Annotated in this window: 15 protein-coding genes; 7 read left to right on the top strand and 8 right to left on the bottom strand. The window is 72.3% G+C overall.

Annotated features, from left to right (window positions below):
- The first annotated feature begins 3 nt into the window (after positions 1 to 3).
- Both OHO83_RS38690 and OHO83_RS38685 read left to right on the top strand, forming a co-directional pair.
- Positions 4 to 1,575, top strand: a complete 1,572-nt coding sequence (locus OHO83_RS38690) for a hydantoinase/oxoprolinase family protein (protein ID WP_329436352.1) — start codon at positions 4 to 6, stop codon at positions 1,573 to 1,575.
- A complete protein-coding gene (locus tag OHO83_RS38685) occupies positions 1,568 to 2,638 on the top strand; it encodes a DUF917 domain-containing protein (RefSeq protein ID WP_266667453.1) in 1,071 nt (356 codons plus the stop codon). Before OHO83_RS38690 ends, OHO83_RS38685 begins: the two co-directional genes overlap by 8 nt.
- Here the strand turns inward: OHO83_RS38685 and OHO83_RS38680 are convergent.
- Entirely contained in the window at positions 2,617 to 4,953 is a 2,337-nt protein-coding gene (locus OHO83_RS38680; protein WP_330280551.1) for a penicillin acylase family protein, read from the bottom strand. The two genes, OHO83_RS38685 and OHO83_RS38680, sit on opposite strands and share 22 nt — an antisense overlap.
- Before the next feature lie 176 nt (positions 4,954 to 5,129).
- Here OHO83_RS38680 and OHO83_RS38675 point away from each other — a divergent pair, with 176 nt between their 5' ends.
- Entirely contained in the window at positions 5,130 to 6,326 is a 1,197-nt protein-coding gene (locus OHO83_RS38675) for an RNA-guided endonuclease InsQ/TnpB family protein (protein ID WP_330280550.1), read from the top strand.
- A gap of 30 nt (positions 6,327 to 6,356) precedes the next feature.
- Here the strand turns inward: OHO83_RS38675 and OHO83_RS38670 are convergent, their stop codons facing one another.
- The 4 genes from OHO83_RS38670 to OHO83_RS38655 form a co-directional block, all read right to left on the bottom strand.
- Positions 6,357 to 6,599, bottom strand: coding sequence for an imidazolonepropionase-like domain-containing protein (locus OHO83_RS38670; RefSeq protein WP_329436350.1), 243 nt, complete (start codon positions 6,597 to 6,599; stop codon positions 6,357 to 6,359).
- A 10-nt stretch (positions 6,600 to 6,609) separates the two neighbouring features.
- On the bottom strand, positions 6,610 to 6,864 hold the full coding sequence (locus tag OHO83_RS38665; protein WP_329436348.1) for a hypothetical protein: 255 nt from the start codon (positions 6,862 to 6,864) through the stop codon (positions 6,610 to 6,612).
- 573 nt (positions 6,865 to 7,437) lie between these two features.
- Entirely contained in the window at positions 7,438 to 7,968 is a 531-nt protein-coding gene (locus OHO83_RS38660; RefSeq protein ID WP_266667463.1) for a MarR family winged helix-turn-helix transcriptional regulator, read from the bottom strand.
- Entirely contained in the window at positions 7,965 to 9,707 is a 1,743-nt protein-coding gene (locus OHO83_RS38655) for an FUSC family protein (protein ID WP_330280549.1), read from the bottom strand. The genes OHO83_RS38660 and OHO83_RS38655 overlap by 4 nt, the downstream gene beginning before the upstream one ends.
- Positions 9,708 to 9,924: 217 nt before the next feature.
- Between OHO83_RS38655 and OHO83_RS38650 the strand changes: the two genes are divergently transcribed.
- From OHO83_RS38650 to OHO83_RS38640, 3 genes are all read left to right on the top strand, one after another.
- Positions 9,925 to 10,473, top strand: a complete 549-nt coding sequence (locus OHO83_RS38650) for a DUF5134 domain-containing protein (RefSeq protein ID WP_266667466.1) — start codon at positions 9,925 to 9,927, stop codon at positions 10,471 to 10,473.
- Positions 10,474 to 10,632: 159 nt separating this feature from the next.
- Positions 10,633 to 11,568: a M56 family metallopeptidase gene (locus tag OHO83_RS38645; RefSeq protein WP_266567386.1), complete on the top strand. Its 936-nt coding sequence runs from the start codon at positions 10,633 to 10,635 to the stop codon at positions 11,566 to 11,568.
- A 73-nt stretch (positions 11,569 to 11,641) separates the two neighbouring features.
- Positions 11,642 to 12,307 carry a phosphatase PAP2 family protein gene (locus tag OHO83_RS38640; protein ID WP_266667467.1) on the top strand — a complete coding sequence of 222 codons (666 nt, stop codon included), beginning with the start codon at positions 11,642 to 11,644 and terminating at the stop codon, positions 12,305 to 12,307.
- 126 nt (positions 12,308 to 12,433) lie between these two features.
- Here the strand turns inward: OHO83_RS38640 and OHO83_RS38635 are convergent, their stop codons facing one another.
- Together OHO83_RS38635 and OHO83_RS38630 are read right to left on the bottom strand one after the other, a co-directional pair.
- On the bottom strand, positions 12,434 to 12,679 hold the full coding sequence (locus tag OHO83_RS38635) for a DUF2630 family protein (protein ID WP_266667468.1): 246 nt from the start codon (positions 12,677 to 12,679) through the stop codon (positions 12,434 to 12,436).
- A 29-nt stretch (positions 12,680 to 12,708) separates the two neighbouring features.
- Positions 12,709 to 13,293, bottom strand: coding sequence for a GNAT family N-acetyltransferase (locus OHO83_RS38630; RefSeq protein WP_266667469.1), 585 nt, complete (start codon positions 13,291 to 13,293; stop codon positions 12,709 to 12,711).
- Positions 13,294 to 13,553: 260 nt separating this feature from the next.
- On the opposite strand from OHO83_RS38630, the gene OHO83_RS38625 reads away from it, so the two are divergent.
- Positions 13,554 to 14,249 (top strand): TetR/AcrR family transcriptional regulator, encoded by a 696-nt coding sequence (locus OHO83_RS38625; RefSeq protein WP_266667471.1) that lies wholly within the window; start codon positions 13,554 to 13,556, stop codon positions 14,247 to 14,249.
- Here OHO83_RS38625 and OHO83_RS38620 read toward each other — a convergent pair.
- Complete coding sequence (locus OHO83_RS38620) at positions 14,237 to 15,739, bottom strand: LVIVD repeat-containing protein (protein ID WP_330280548.1); 1,503 nt, start codon at positions 15,737 to 15,739, stop codon at positions 14,237 to 14,239. The two genes, OHO83_RS38625 and OHO83_RS38620, sit on opposite strands and share 13 nt — an antisense overlap.
- Between the last annotated feature and the right edge of the window lie 109 nt (positions 15,740 to 15,848).

Below are 15,848 nucleotides of genomic sequence, written 5' to 3'. Positions count from 1 at the left end.
CACATGCGCATCGGCATCGACGTCGGAGGAACCAATACCGACGCCGCCCTCCTCGGGGACGACGACCGGGTCCTCGCGGCGGCCAAGTCGCCGACGACGCCGGACATCACGTCCGGGGTCACGGCCGCGGTCCGGGCCCTCGACCCGCCCGTCGAGTCCATCACCGCGGTGATGATCGGCACGACCCACTTCCTCAACGCCCTCATCGAGGGCGCCCGGCTGGCGCCCGTCGCCGCCGTGCGCCTCGGCCTGCCGGCGACGGCGGCCCTGCCGCCGATGACGGACTGGCCCGACCGGCAGCGGGCCGCGGTCGGCGGGCACGGCTACCTGTGCCACGGCGGCCGCGAGTTCGACGGCCGGGTGCTGTCGCCGCTCGACCCGGACGAACTGAAGCGGACCGCTGCGGACATCGCCGCACGCGGGATCGGATCCGTGGCCGTCTCCTCGGTCTTCTCACCGGTGGCCGAGGACGACGAGCGGCTCGCCGCGGAGATCCTGCGCGGCGAGCTGGGCGACGGCGTGCACTTCTCGCTCTCGCACGAGCTCGGCCGGATCGGCCTGCTCGCCCGCGAGAACGCCACGATCATCAACGCGGCGCTGCGGGACCTGGCGACGGTCATCGTCGAGTCGTTCGGCAAGGCGCTCGCGGAGGTGTCGATCACGGCGCCGTTCTTCCTGTCGCAGAACGACGGGACGCTGATGGACGTGGACTTCGCCCGTACGTATCCGGTGGCGACGTTCGCGTCGGGCCCCACCAACTCCATGCGCGGCGCGGCCTTCCTGTCCGGACTCGGGGACTGCGCGGTGGTCGATGTGGGCGGCACGACGGCCGACGTGGGGATCCTCGCCGGCGGCTTCCCGCGGGAGGCCGCGGGCGAGAGCGAGGCGGCGGGCATCCGCACCAACTTCCGTATCCCTGACGTCCTTTCGCTGGGCATCGGCGGCGGTTCGCTGGTCTCGCCGGACGGGGAGACCGGGCCGCGGTCGGTCGGCTACCGGCTGACGGAGGAGGCGCTCGTCTTCGGCGGCTCGACACTGACGGCAACGGACCTGGCCGTGGCGGCCGGCCGCGCGGACGTCGGGGACGCGGCGCGGGTCGCACACCTCGACGAGGACTTCGTGGCGCGCGCCCTGGACCGGATCGCCGACCGGCTCGCGGAGAGCGTCGACCGGATGCGGACCTCGGCCGACCCGCTGCCCGTGGTGGCCGTGGGCGGCGGTTCGATCCTGGTGCCCGAGTCACTGCCCGGCTTCGACGACGTACGACGGCCCGGCAACTTCGGCGTCGCGAACGCGGTCGGCGCGGCCATCGCGCAGGTCGGCGGCGAGGTAGACCGGGTCTTCCACATCCCCGAAGGGCGCAGGGACTCGGTGCTCGCCGAGGCGCGCGACGAAGCCGTGGGCCGGGCCGAGGACGCGGGCGCGCGGCCCGGCACCGTACACGTCGTGGACATCGAGGAGGTGCCACTCGCGTATCTGCCGGGCGGCGCGACCCGGATCCGCGTCAAGGCGGTCGGCGCCCTCGACCTGCACCGCATCGGAACCCAGCAGCACGGAGCGACGGCACATGCGTGAGATCAACCTGGACAACCTCGACGACATCGCCCGCGGCGCCGGCATCCTCGGCACCGGCGGGGGCGGCGACCCGTACATCGGCAAACTCCTGGCACGGGAGGCCATCCGCAAGCACGGCCCGGTGCGGGTCGTGGACATCGACGAGGTGGCGCCGGACGCGACCGTCGTGCCGGTGTCGGGGATGGGGGCGCCGACCGTCCTCCTGGAGCGGGTCCCGAGCGGCGGCGAGGAACTGGCCGCCCTGCGGGCGCTGGAGAAGCACATCGGGCGGCCCGCCACGCACATCGCGCCCATCGAGGTCGGCGGCGTCAACTCCATGCTGCCCATCGCGTGCGCCGCGGAGGCGGGCCTCCCGATCGTGGACGGCGACGCGATGGGGCGCGCCTTCCCCGAGGCGCAGATGGTGCTGCCGGGCCTGATCGGCGTGAGCAACTCGCCGATGGCGCTCGCGGACGACAAGGGCAACACGCTCATCGTGGAGGCCGTCGACAACCACGCGGCCGAGCGGATCGCGCGCGCCGTGTGCGTGGAGCTCGGGTGCCAGATCTCGTGTGCCGACACGGTCATGCGGGGCGACCAGCTCGCCGACGGCCTCGTACCCGCGACGCTGACCCTCGCCGAGCGGCTCGGCGCGGCGGTGCGCGAGGCGCGGGCCGCGCACAGCGACCCGGTGGCCGCGGCCCGCACGATGCTCGACGGTGTCCATCTGCTGACCGGCAAGGTCGTCGACGTGAGCCGGCGGACCGAGGGCGGCTTCGCGCGGGGCCGGGCCCGCGTCGAGGGCATCGCCGACGAGGCGGGGCAGGTGCTCGAACTCGACTTCCAGAACGAGCACCTGCTGGCCACGCGGGACGGCGTGACCGTCGCCACGACGCCCGACCTGATCTGTGTCCTGGACAGCGAGTCGGGCGATCCGGTGACCACCGAGGGGCTGCGCTACGGGCTGCGCGTCAGTGTGCTGGCCGCGCGCTGCGACCCCCGGTGGACCTCGCCGGGCGGCCTGGCGCTGGCCGGGCCGCGGTACTTCGGGTACGACGTGGACTATCTGCCGTTCGGGTCCTGAGCCGTGACCGGCGCGGGCGGTCGCAGGGTGATCGTCCGCGCCGTGTGCTTCTCCACCTGCTCGCGGCTGTAGAGGAGCGGGAAGAAGCCGTCGGCGGCCCACGTGGTGAACAGGTCGCTGTAGTGCTCGCTGTCCGGATCACCCGACTGGCCGGGCGAGTTCATGGCCACGGAGTCGTCCCACGAGCCGACGTCGACGACCAGGCGGAAGGTGGCGCCGGTCGTCTGGCGGAAGTCGGGTCCGTACGGCGCGACGCCCACCGTGTCCCCGCTGCCGCCGCGCGGGGCGGGACCGACGGACGCCCACGGCGGCTGCGGTCCGTCGTGGAGCGCGGTCACCGGGTGGTACACGCGGGCGTGGTGGAGCGCGCCCCAGGTCCACGCGGCCGGGTCGGGGCCGAGGAGTGCGGAGAGTTCGCCGACCGCGGCCGACAGGGTGGCCAGCAGGGTGCCGGGGTCGGGGCCCGTCTCCGCGCCCGTGAGCAGGTCCAGGTCGACACGGGGGTCGGCGGCCGGGTCGTCGGACGGCAGGATCCGGGCGAGGGCCGCCGCGCGTTTGGCCTCGGGGGCGACTTCACGGAGCGCCTCGGCGAAGACGGCCGGGCGCAGATGACGGCGGTACCAGATCTCGAAGAGCGCGGCGGCCGCCGAGTCCGCCGTGACGTCGGCGTCCCACTCCCGCAGCAGGTCGATGGCCCGCGCCGTCAGCGGGTCGTCGCCGGTCAGCTCGGCGAGCAGCGGCAGGATGCGGCGCGCGGGCAGGCTGACGGTGTCGGTCTGGAGCCGGACGCAGTCCTCCACGGTCCAGTCCGTGCGCGCGTCGAGCTTCTCGGCGATGCGGTGGTGGCGGGTGGGGGCGTACCAGTCGTACGTGACCGTGTCGCGGTCGTTCGGGTAGCCGGGCGGCAGGTTCATCTGGTTGGCGGTGGCGAACCAGCCCTGGTCCGGGTCGCGTTCGGCGGGCAGCGCGTCGGCGTCGAGGAAGCCGTCCCATTCGTAGCGGCCGTCGCCGGGCACGGGCAGGGTACCGTCCCAGTTCGGGCGGACCGGGGCGCGGCCCGCGGGGCGCCAGCCGACGGTGCCGTCGGGCGCCGCGTACACCTGGTTCTCGCCGGGCGCGCCCCAGCGGCGCAGCGCGGCGACGAACGCGTCGGGCCCTTCGGCGCGCATGTAGCCGGTGCTGCCGAGGTAGGGCGCCATGCCGGGGCCGAGCCAGGCGGCGCGCACGGCGAACGCGGCGTCCCGCGTGGGGTGTTCGTGGATGACGGGGCCGTGCCGGGTGAACCACAGCTCGGCCTCGGCCGGCTCCCCGTCCTTGACCGGGATGGTCTCGGTCACGCGGGTCATCGCTTCCCAGCGGCCTTCGTAGCGGTAGGCGCGCGGGTTGCCGGGGTCGGTCTCGTAGACGTACAGGTCCTCCTGGTCGATCGGGAAGATCGTGAAGCCGAACGCGATGTTCCCGTTGTGGCCGATGGAGAGGCCGGGCAGGGCGGGCTCGCCCGCGCCGATGACGTCGATGCCGGGTGCGGTCAGGTGCGCGATGTAGCGCAGGGCGGGCAGAGTGACCGCGCGGTGCGGGTCGTTGGCGAGGATGGGACGGCCGGTGGCGGTCCTGGAGGGCGCGAGCACCCAGTTGTTGGAGCCGTCGATGCCCTGGAGGGCGGCGGCGTCCGGCCAGGGCGGGACCGTCGCGAGGTCGTACACGCGCAGGACGTCGTCCGGAATGACGCTCAGGTCGAGACCCTCGGGAACGGTGAGGTGGTGCGGGGCGGGTTCGCGGCGCCGGCGCAGATCCTCGACGCCGGTGCCGTGATCGCGCAGGGTGAGGGCGCGGGCGACCTCGTCGTGGAGGTTGTACTGGAGGCCGTGGCTGCGGATCCTGGCGACGTCCGAGGGGTCCCAGTGGGCCGGTTCGTAGCCCAACATGGCGAATTCCGGCGGACGTCGGGACGGGTCGCGGTGGCACAGGGACACGTAGGCGTTGATGCCGTTCACGAACGCCGTGGTGATCCGTTCGGTGTCCTCGCCGTACGCGCTCCACTCCTCGGCCATGTCGCCCCGGTAGAGGAACAGGCGGGCGGCGCGGTCGTGCCCGACGTACTGCCCGCCGAACACCTCGGACAGCAGGCCGAGTCCGCGGCGACGCCACAGGTCGAGCTGGAAGAGACGGTCGCGGGCCGCGTTGAAGCCCTGTGCCAGGAACAGGTCGTCCTGGGAGCCCGCGTAGAGGTGGGGCACGCCCCACCGGTCGACGAGTATCTCGACCGGTTCGGCGAGGCCGGGGATCTCGAAGTCCGCGACTGTCGGTGTGTTCACCGGTATGTCACCGCCATCATCGGAGTCCTTTCGTGGGTACTCCCGGCTTCAGCCGGGAGTAGGAGACGACACCTTGCGGAGCAGGGCAGGGAGCGAGGTTTCGCCACCAGGGACGAAAGGCCCTGCTCTGCCCCGCAGTTTTGGGCCTTCACGTGCGGCTCCACCAGTTTGTGAGCGTGACCACGACGTATGTGAAGCGGGCGTTCAAGTACCGCTTCTATCCGACCGATGCGCAGGCGGCCGAGCTGTCGCGCACGTTCGGTTGCGTCCGCAAGGTCTACAATCTGGCCCTCGCGGCCCGTACCGAGGCGTGGGCGCGGCAGGAGCGGGTGAACTACAACGCCACCTCGGCGATGCTGACGGCGTGGAAGAAGACCGAGGAACTCGCGTTCCTCAACGAGGTGTCCTCGGTCCCGCTGCAGCAGTGCTTGCGCCACTTGCAGACGGCATTCACTCACTTCTTCGGCAAGCGGGCCAAGTACCCGCGCTTCAAGTCGAAGAGGAAGTCTCGTAAGTCCGCCGAATACACCACGTCCGGTTTCCGCTTCCGTGACGGCAAGCTGACCCTGGCGAAGATGAGCGAGCCGTTGGACATCATCTGGTCGCGGCCGCTCCCGGCGGGGGCGAAGCCGTCCACGGTGACCGTGTCCCGGGACGCGGCGGGGCGCTGGTTCGTCTCCATGCTGTGCGAGGACCCCAACATCAAGCCGCTCCCCGCGAACGACAAGGCGGTCGGTGTCGATGTCGGCCTTGACCATCTGCTGACCCTGTCCACCGGCGAGAAGATCGTCAACCCGCGCCATGAGCGTCGCGACCGCGCCCGTCTCGCGCTGGCCCAGCGTCGTCTGGCGAAGAAGGAGAAGGGGTCGGCGAACCGGGCCAAGGCTCGACGCCAGGTCGCCAAGATCCACGCCCGGATCGCAGACCGACGCCGGGACAATCTGCACAAGCTGACCACTCGACTCGTGCGTGAGAACCAAATGCTCGTGATCGAGGACCTGACCGTGCGGAACATGGTCAAGAACCGGAATCTGGCCCGCGCCATCAGCGACGCGGCGTGGTCGGAGTTCCGGTCCATGCTGGAGTACAAGGCCGCCTGGTACGAGCGGGACGTGGTCGCCGTCGACCGCTTTTTCCCCTCGTCCAAGCTGTGCTCCGCCTGCGGCGCTCTCCAGGAGAAGATGCCGCTCAGCGTCCGTACTTGGACGTGCGGAAACTGTGGTGTGACCCAGGACCGGGACGTGAACGCCGCGAAGAACCTGCTGGCCGTCGGGCTGACGGTGACAGCCTGTGGAGCCGGTGCAAGACCTCAACGGAGAACTCCGGGCGGGCAGTCGGCGACGAAGCAGGAACCCCCACTGCGCGAGCCGTAGGAATCCCCCTCGTTCACGAGGGGGAGGAAGTCAACACCAGGTGGATGTGGGCGCGGCGCGTGCGCGGCGCGCGTCGTTCAGGCCGGGCACGAGGGTGGCGTCACCGTGGTCGGTCTCGGGCGCGCCGGGGAAGCGGTCGCGCAGGGCGGCGACGGTGCCGGTGGCGCGGATCCGGCCGTCGGCGACGGCGATCATCTCGGGCTCGGGGCCCGCGCCGCTCTGGCTGACGATATGGGCGGCGCGGTGGAGGACGGGTGCGGTCTCGTCGATCATCAGGACTCCTTCACCCCGGCCGTCGAGGTGGCCGGGGCGGTGGGCCGTTGCGGGGCGGGGCGTTCGGGGCCGGTGTGGCGCGGGAGACCGCGAACGTCACCACGAGGTTCGCGGCCAGCGCGATGATGCCACCGTTGACCCCGTGCCACGGGTCGTTGTCGGTGGCCCACAGCGCCGTCATCACGGCGAGCCCGGCGAGCATGCCGGAGATCCCGGCGCGCGCCGTCATCCGCCGCCAGAACAAGGAGAGCAGCACGACGGGCACGAGCTGGGCCAGGCCCTCGTACGACAGGACGGACAGCTGGACGAGCGGCGCAGCCGGACGAGTTCCTGGGTGAGGGCGACCGCCGCCTCGGCGTCGGTCCCGGGGAGGGACAGGGCGGTCGAGCGGGAACGCATGGCACCGCCACGTCGGTCGGCCACCAGGCCGACTGACTGGTCGGACCAGTTGACTTCCCGCACTCTGCCCCCACGTTCACGCCCGGGTCAATGGTCGGATCATGAATTCGCTCCGGCGCAACCGGCCGGCGCGGACAGGCACATGGCGCCCGACGGCGATCTCTTCCAGCCGGTGAATCCGGTCCGCCCCTGCTGAGGCGGCGGTGTCCGCGGCGCCCGCGGTCTGTGCCACGCCGAGCGTGTGGAGCCAGGGACCAGGCGGTTGCTCGCGGCTGCCGAGGAGGATCCCTCGGACCAGCGGTCACCGCGGGCCGCCGACCGGGGTCCTCAGTTCGGACCAGCGGCTACCGCCGGCCGCCGACCGAGGTCCCCAGCAGGGGCTCCACCTGGCCGGGCGCACGGCCGGGCCGATCCGGGCAGGGCCACGTCGAGCCCCGGATCAGGCGCGCGGGCCACCCGGGCGGCCTTCGAGCTGACCGAGCAACTCGCCCAGAAGGACACTGAGTTGCCCCTGTCCGGCGCCGCCGAGGCCGGACAGCACCGTCTTCTCGTACGCGAGCTGGTCGGGCAGCAGCGCGTCGACCAGCTCGCGGCCGGCGCCGGTCAGGCTGAGGTGGGAGACGCGCCGGTCGCGGGTGTCGCCGCGCCGGTCGACCAGACCGCGCTCCTGGAGCTGCTTGAGCCGCTTGGTGACGGCGGCGCCCGAAGAGAACGTCTCCCGCGAAAGGTCACCCGGGGTGAGTTCGTGGCCGGTACGGCGCAGCGCGCCGAGCAGGTCGAACTCGGCGCGGGTCAGCCCGGCGCGGCGCAGCGGCGCGTCCTCGGCCTGCTGGAGGAGGGCGGCGCAGCGGTTGATCCGCCCGATGACCTCCATGGGCCCGGTGTCGATGTCGGGGCGGACCGTCTGCCACTGCCGCACCACCGCGGCGACGGTGTCGTCCGCCGCAGCCCTGCCGTTGCGTGTCGTCATGCTCGCGTGTTCTCCCGGGCGTCCGTGCCGCCCCTGTGCTCGTCGGTCTCCTGGACGGTCCGCCGCGTGCGGCGTCGGACCGTCGCCGCGAGCGTACGGTGTCCGGCCTGCTCCGCGGCGACCACACGCTCCTCGGGCAGGGCGCGCTGCCACCATTCGCCGGCCGCGGTGTCGTCGGCGGCGCGCAGTTCGACGAGGGCGGCGGTGAGCCTGCGGCGCGTGGTCTCCAGTCCGCCGGGCTCGGGACGCGGGGCGGCGAGGGTGCGCTCCGCGGCCTCGCGGGCGCGGTCGGTCGCCTCCAGGGCGAGCTCGATGTGGTCGGCGGCGCGCCGGTTGGTGACGATCACGGCGGCGACGATGCCGAGCAGCGCCCCCACGAGGGTGTCCACGACCCGGTCCGCGATGAGCTCGCCGGCCTCCTGCGTCCTGGCGAACTCGGTGATCAGCAGCGCCATGGGGGTCACGCAGACGCTGCCGAGCCAGTAGTTGCGGGAGATGAACGCCTCGGCACCGAAGCTGAAGAGCAGGCAGAACAGGACGACGAAGATCTGACCCACGTGGGCGAGGGGCACCACGGCGGCGAAGACGAGCACTCCGGCGAGGTTGCCGGCCACGCGCTGCACGGTGCGGTTCCAGGTGAGGGTGACGTTGGCCTGGTAGAGCGAGGCGGCGGTGACCAGGGCCCAGTACGGGCGGCCGACGCCGAGGGCGAGGGACCCGTATCCGGCGAGGGCGCAGCCGACGGCGGTGCGCAGGGCGACCGGCAGCAGAGGTGAGCCGGGGGCGAGCCTGCGCCACAACGACGGCTTGCCGAAGGCGAGTTCGGCCTCGATGCCGAGCACTTCGTCGTCGACGTCGCTTTCATGGGTGTGGGCGTGGCCGACGCGCGGGACGGGGCCCGTGCCGCTCAGGCCGGCGGCCCAGTCGCGCAGGAGCGCCGGGTCGGTGTCGTCGGGCGCCGCGAGGGCGACCTCGGCGCGCACGACGAGGCGCTCCAGGGCACGGCGGGCGGCGCCCCGGCCGCCGGTGGCGAGGAGGGACTGCCAGGCGGCGTGCACGGCGGCGGCAGCGCCGGCCCTGGCCCGCTCGCGCGCGCCGTCCTCGGCGCTCACGTACGCGGCGGCGGCGTTCAGCGCGCGGGCGGTGGCGCGCCGCTCCGGGCCGTGCGGGCGCACGAGGGCGGGGGCCATGCCGACGAGCCAGGCCACGGCGCCCGCGCCGACGGTCAGGGCGAGGTGGCCGGGTATCTGCCCCAGGGTCTGCGGGGCGAAGAGGCCGGCCGAGCTGATGAACGTGAGGATCAGGTGGCCGGGCGGTCCGACGCGGGTCGCGTCGCACAGGGTCTTCTGCGCCGCGGCGAGGAGCGCGCCGACTGCCACGAGCACGGCGGCCGACGAGGTGAGCGAGGCGGTGAGCAGGGCCACGGCGAGGCTCGCGAGCATGCCGAGGACGACCCAGGCGAGGGCACGGGCGCGCGCCGCGTACGGCAGGTTGTGGGCGTAGAGAGCGCACAGCGACCCGGCCATCGTGTACATCGCGAGGTCGAGGCGGCCGAGGGCGAGCAGCGTCAGATTCGGCACCGCCGCGGACACGACGACGCTGGTCGCGGGCTTGAACCAGATGTCGGACGGCTTGTTGAGGCGCAGCACCCCCGCGAGCGGGAGCCGCCGCACCGGCCGGGGCCTGGACGGGGACGGGGACGGGGAGGAAGTCGAGGTCGGGGTTTCCGTGCTGCTCATACAGAGAAGTTTAGCAAGTGTTTTACCTGCAAACTTTCCGCTGGTCCAAACCTGGCCCCCGCACCCGCTCCCCGACCGGCGGGCCGCCGACCGCGCACCGCCCGCGCACGGTCGCACCGCCGAACGCTCCCAGTGCTCCCCTGCGCTCGATTGCGCCCCGCCCTGCACGGGCATCTCGTCCCCGACGCGGTACGGCGTCCGACTGGGGGAGGTTCGCGTGCACGGACCGGGCTCGGCCGCCTGGCTGCTCGTCGCGCTGTGCGCGGCGACGGGGGCGTACTGCCTGCTGCGGATGCGCAGCGGGGTCGAGGAGCAGCGTCGCACGGCGGGCAGCGAGGCCCTCATGGGGTTCGGCATGGCGCTCATGGCGATACCCGCCGCGGTGATCACGCCACCGCGCGCCGCCTGGGCGTTGTACGCGCTCGTGTTCGGGGCGGCGGCGCTGCGCGCGCTGTGGGCGTCCCGTTCGAGCGCGCACCACCTGCACCACCTGGTGGGTACGTTCGCCATGGCGTACATGGCGGTGGGGATGGCCGCGGCACCGAGCGGGCACGCCGGGCACGGAGGTGCGGGCGCACCGCTGGTGACCGGACTGCTCCTGCTCTATTTCGCGGGGTACGTGCTGTGGTCGGGGGCGCGGCTGGTGCCGGTGGCGACGGCCGGGGGCGGCCCGCCCGTGTCCGGGTGGGGGGACCGCCCGGAGCTGGCGCGGGCCTGCCGTCTCTCGATGGGCATCGGGATGGTCGCGATGCTGCTCACCATGTAGCCGCGCGGGCGGGGCCGTGGACGTGCCTCGCGAGCCCGCCCGGACAGCGGGCCGGGGAAACTGCTCCATTGCGGACAACTGCCCGCTCAAAACCGTGGCGTACGTCACTTGACGCGACAGCCCGTACCCTCCGGTAGCCCCGGCTCATAGGCTGAGGCCATGACGGTCCCCGTAGCACTGCTGCTGCTCGGCACCCTCGCCGCTGTCGTCGCCCCCCGCCTTCTCGCGCGGGCCGACTGGCCGGAGCGCGAGCCGGTGGTCGCCCTCTGGGTGTGGCAGTGCGTGGTGGCCGGTGTCCTCCTGTGCTGCGCGCTGTCGATGACGCTGAGCGCGGCCGCCGCCTGGCAGGCCGTCCGCGGCCATGTGTTCGCGTCCGCCCCGCACGCCGTCGTCGACGCGTACGCGCTGCGGGCGGCCGGCGGATGGGCGGCGACGCTGGCCGTGACGCTCGCGCTCGGCGGGCTGTGGACCGCGGCGATGCTCGCCCGGGAGATCTTCCGATCGCGGGCCAGGCGCAGGCGGCGGCGCGCCGAACTCCTGGTGCGTTCCCCGCTGTTGCCGGGCGAGGAGCCGGGCAGCGACCGACTCGTCGTCCTCGAAGGCGAGCGCCCCGACGCCTGGTGGCTGCCGGGCGCCGCGCCCCAGCTGGTCATCACGACGGCCGCCCTGCGCCGCCTCAAGGGCCGTCAGCTGGACGCGGTCCTCGCGCACGAGATGGGTCACGCACAGTGGCGGCACGACTGGCTGCTGCACTGCTCGGGGGCGCTGGCCACGGGCTTCCCTCAGGTTCCGGTCTTCGCCGCGTTCCGCGACGAGATGCACCGGCTCGTCGAACTGGCCGCCGACGACATGGCGTCGCGCCGCTTCGGACGCCTGACCATCGCTCTCGCCCTGGTCGAACTCAACGAGGACCGCGGGGTGTTCGGCCCCTGCCCCACCCCGCAGGCCCATGTGCCGCAGCGCGTGCACCGGTTGCTGACCCCGCCGCGGCGGCTCACCCCGGCCCGGCGTCTGCGCCTGACCGCGGCGGCCGCCCTCGTACCGGTGGTGCCGCTCCTGGTGACCTTCGTGCCGGGCCTGCGCGCGCTGGGCTGACCGACGGCCGGAGCCGGACGCGTCCGCTCCGCCTGATGGCCACCGGCGCCGTCCATGGGTGAGGATCATTCCCATGCACCCGGCACCGGTCGACTCCCCGCCCCGCCCACGGCTCGCGCGCGCGACGGCGGTGCTGGCCGCCCTCAGCGCGCTGCTGCTGATCGCGGTGGCAACGCGCTGGGAACCGCTGATGTCGCTGGACGGCGAGCTGGCGCGCACCGTCCACCGCTGGGCCGTCGACGATCCCGGACTGACGCGGGTGAACCGGGTTCTGACGGACTGGTTCTGGGATCCGTGGGCGATGCGCGCCCTGTGCGCCGTGGTCGTCGTCTGGCTTGTATGGAGACATGACGCCTGGTGGCTCGCGCTGTGGGTGGCCGCCACATGTGCGGTGGGCACACTGATCCAGCAGGGCCTGAAGGCGGCCGTCGGCCGTGACCGCCCCGTGTGGAAGGACCCCGTGGACTCCGCGCACTACGCGGCCTTCCCCTCCGGGCACGCGATGACGGCGACAGTGGTGTGGGGGCTGATCCTCTGGCTGCTGCGCCGCTACGGCGCAGGCCGCGCCCTGTGGCGCACGGCGTGCACGCTCGCGGTGGTGTCGGTCGTCGGCGTCGGCCTCACACGGCTGTGGCTCGGCGTGCACTGGCCCTCGGACGTACTCGGCGGCTGGCTGCTCGGCGCGCTGACGGTGACCGTGTCCGTGACGGCCTACGAGCGGCTCACCGCGAACAGGTGACCCGTCAGGACAAGGCCGTCGGGGTGTGCCGTCACGACTGGACGACACAACTGGACGTCACGACCGGCCCGTCATTCCTGGGCTGTCACTCCTGGGCTGTCACTACTGGGCGTCACGACTGGGCTGTCACGACTGATAGCCCTCGACCTGGGACTCGGGCCTGGCCCTCGCCTCGTCGGGGTTCTCGCCGAACTCCGTCTTGGCCCGGCGCTGGCGCAGCAGGTCCCAGCACTGGTCGAGTTCGCGTTCCACGGCGGCAAGGCGCTCGTGCTCGGTCGCCCCGTCGATCTGTCCGGAGGCGAGCGACGCGCGGAGCCGCTTCTCGTCGTCGACCATCGCCGTGATCCGGGCCAGGATCTGCTCTTGATCCATGTCGGTACGCCTCCTAGCCGGCCTGCCCGTCACCCCTTGTCCACTGTAGGGAGGGTTCGCCCGGTGTGCGATCCGGCTCCGGTGGGCGTCCAGTACCGCAGCACCCCGTCGTCCTCGCCCCCTTCGTCCCGTACTCCACCGCAGGCCTCGATGACGCGGCGGGAGGCTGCGTTGTCCGTGTCACACGTGATCAGCGCAGGGTCGACGCCCAGGCGCGCGGCGAGCGGGAGAGCGGCGCGGAGCATCGCGGTGGCGTGTCCGCGGCCACGGGCGCCGGGCCGTACGTCGTAGCCGATGTGCCCGTCGCGCAGCCAGGCCTCGGTGAGGCGGTGGCGGATCGCGAGGCGGCCGAGGTAGGCGTCTCCGTCGACGTACCAGAGGGTCGTGCACTCGACGTCGTACTGCAGGATGCTGCGCGGTCCGTGGGTGAGCCGCATGCGGGCGACGTACTGCGCGAAGACCGCCGGATCCTGCCAGGTGTCTCCGTACACGCGCAGGCTGAGCCCCGCCGTGGAGTCGTCGTCGGGTCCGCCGTGGCCCTCGGCGCGGGCCTCGTCCATGGCGGCGAGGAAGGAGGCGTGGACGCGGACGTCGGGAGCGATCAGCTGCGGCATCGGGCCAGTGTGCCCTGGAGGAGTCCGCCGCCGGCAGGAATTTCCGGCGCCGGCGGCCGGGCCGGAATCCACCGGCGGGCGGGTGTCCGGACGGCGCCGACGCCGTCCGGACACCCGCCCGCTGGGACCGGGCGTATCCGACGATCCCCCGCGTCGCCGGATACGCCCAGGGGCCCTGGGCAGAGGTTCCGCAAAGAGCCCTCTGACAGGGACGCGCTGAGTATACTGGCTGTGAGCCAGTCAACGCAGGAGTTAACAGGATGTCCCCGCGGAGCGCATCGGTCAACGAGGAGTTGCGACGGCGATCCCGCGAGCGGCTTCTGCAGGCGACGGTCGAGCTCGTCGGGGAGCGCGGGTACGACGCGACGACGCTCGGCGACATCGCGGACCGCGCCGGTTCGGCGCGGGGTCTGGTGTCGTACTACTTCCCCGGCAAGCGGCAGCTGCTCCAGTCCGCGGTGCACCGGCTGATGCACCGGACGCTGGAGGCGGCGCTGGAGCGCGAGCCGCACACCGAGGACGGGCCGGAGCGGCTGGCGCGGGCCGTCGACGCGATCCTCGGCCTCGCCGTCGACCACCCCGTCCTCATGCGGACGCACATGGCGGGGATCCTCCAGGCCGAGGGCTTCGTGCAGTGCCCCGAGCAGCAGCGGCTCGCCGAGCTGCTGCGCGACACCGTCATGCGGAACGGCTCGCTCAGCGTCGAACGCGACTATCCGCTGCTGCGCTCCCAGCTGATGGGGGCGGTGTTCGCGGCGCTGGTTCCGGGGGCGCCGATGCCGTTGCCGACCCTTCGGGCGGAGCTGTTCGCCCGGTACGGGCTCGCGTGGGAGCTCGGAACCCCGCCGGACGACGCGGCGCCCGGCGGGAGAAGCCCGGGGGGTGCCCCGGACTTCTCCCAGTACTTCGAGCCCGGAGGTCCCGGGTCCCGGTCGAACGGCGCTCAGTCGAAGTAGTCCGGCTGCGTCTGGACGTTCAGCTCGCCCGTGCGGACCCGTTCGGCCGGGTCGGTGCGCCGGTCGCTGAGCTTCAGGACGTCGAAGCCCTTGGCGATGTCGTTCGAGTAGATGTAGCCGTTGTAGTAGTACGCGGACCAGGCACCGCCCACCTGGAGGGTGTCCGTGGTGAGCGGACCGCGCTCGAAGTAGCCGATCTCCTTGGGCTTCGAGGAGTCGGTGAAGTCCCAGACCGAGACGCCGCCCTGGTACCAGGCCTGGACCATGATGTCCTTGCCCTTGACGGGGATCAGCGAGCCGTTGTGGGCCACGCAGTTCTCGGTGTCCGCCTGGTGGCGGGGGATCTTGAAGTAGTTCTTGAAGACCAGCTTGCGGTGGTCGCCCTTGCCGACGATGGCGTAGATGCCGTCGGCGCCGCGGTCCGGCCCGACGGCCTCGTTGCAGGTGGCCGCCCCGCCGCCGCCCAGCTCGTCCGTGAAGACGACCTTGTCGGCCTTCTGGTTGAACGTCGCCGAGTGCCAGAACGCGAAGTTGGTGTTGTCCTCGACCTGGTCGATGACCTTGGGGTTCTCGGGGTCCTTGATGGAGAACAGGATGCCGTCGCCCATGCAGGCACCGGCGGCCAGGTCCTTCGAGGGCAGGACCGTGATGTCGTGGCAGCCGGTGGTCTTGGAGACGCCCGGGTTGGTGGGCCCGCCGGGGTTGCCCCCGCCGTCGGGTCCCTCACCGGGGAACAGGACGGGGAAGTTGACCATCGCCGCCTTCTCGGGTGCCTTGCGCGGCACCTTGATGACCGAGATCCCGTCGTGCGGCGGCTGGCAGTCCGGGAACGTCGCGCTCGGCGAGTACGACGAGACGTACACGTAGACGTTCTTCTTCTCCGGGACCAGCGTGTGCGTGTGCGAGCCGCAGGCGGTCTCGACGGCTGCGACGTACTTCGGGTTCTTCTTGTCGCTGATGTCGAAGACCTTCATGCCCTCCCAGGAGGACTTCTCCGTGGCCGGCTGTGTGGTGCTGGCACAGGAGTTGTCGCTGCGCGACGAGTCGGTCGACAGGAAGAGCAGGTCACCGGAGACGGAGATGTCGTTCTGCGATCCGGGGCACAGGACCTGCGCGACGGTCTTCGGGGCCTTCGGGTTGCTGATGTCGAAGATGCGGAAGCCGTCGTAGTTCCCCGCGAAGGCGTACTTGCCCTGGAACGCGAGGTCCGAGTTGATGCCGGGCAGCACGTCCTTGGGGATGTTGGCGAGATGTTCGATGTTGTCTGAGTGGACGACCTCGTCCTGGGCGGGTATGTCGCCGTTCACGATCGCCGCCCGGGTGTCGGCCGCCGCGCTCTTCGAGAGCCGCTCGGCCTTGGCCGGGGCGTCGCCCGGGTCGGGGGTCGCCGCCGCCGGACCGGCCATGAGCAGCGCGGCCAGCAGCCCGGCCGCTGTCGCGGCAACTCCCAGGCGTCTGCCGCGCGTTCGGGACTCGTTCAACAGGGTCACTGCTGTCTCCCTCATCGAGGACTTCCCCGCTTCCCCCGTTGATGCGGGAGCGGAGCACGGACCCCCACGAGTATCGTCTTCATCATGCACAGATCAACAGATGGCAACG

The organism is Streptomyces sp. NBC_00569, from assembly GCF_036345255.1.
GTDB lineage: Bacteria > Actinomycetota > Actinomycetes > Streptomycetales > Streptomycetaceae > Streptomyces.
Note: the sequence above shows the minus strand (reverse complement) of the source record. Positions and strands in the feature narration are given on the sequence as shown.

Bases quoted from the DNA above. Each gene is read 5' to 3' on its own strand.
- OHO83_RS38670 (WP_329436350.1), bottom strand. From the start codon at position 6,599: ATGATCGACGAGACCGCACCCGTCCTCCACCGCGCCGCCCATATCGTC.
- OHO83_RS38685 (WP_266667453.1), top strand. From the start codon at position 1,568: ATGCGTGAGATCAACCTGGACAACCTCGACGACATCGCCCGCGGCGCC.
- OHO83_RS38630 (WP_266667469.1), bottom strand. From the start codon at position 13,293: ATGCCGCAGCTGATCGCTCCCGACGTCCGCGTCCACGCCTCCTTCCTC.
- OHO83_RS38635 (WP_266667468.1), bottom strand. From the start codon at position 12,679: ATGGATCAAGAGCAGATCCTGGCCCGGATCACGGCGATGGTCGACGAC.
- OHO83_RS38690 (WP_329436352.1), top strand. From the start codon at position 4: ATGCGCATCGGCATCGACGTCGGAGGAACCAATACCGACGCCGCCCTC.
- OHO83_RS38640 (WP_266667467.1), top strand. From the start codon at position 11,642: ATGCACCCGGCACCGGTCGACTCCCCGCCCCGCCCACGGCTCGCGCGC.
- OHO83_RS38660 (WP_266667463.1), bottom strand. From the start codon at position 7,968: ATGACGACACGCAACGGCAGGGCTGCGGCGGACGACACCGTCGCCGCG.
- OHO83_RS38645 (WP_266567386.1), top strand. From the start codon at position 10,633: ATGACGGTCCCCGTAGCACTGCTGCTGCTCGGCACCCTCGCCGCTGTC.
- OHO83_RS38655 (WP_330280549.1), bottom strand. From the start codon at position 9,707: ATGAGCAGCACGGAAACCCCGACCTCGACTTCCTCCCCGTCCCCGTCC.
- OHO83_RS38625 (WP_266667471.1), top strand. From the start codon at position 13,554: ATGTCCCCGCGGAGCGCATCGGTCAACGAGGAGTTGCGACGGCGATCC.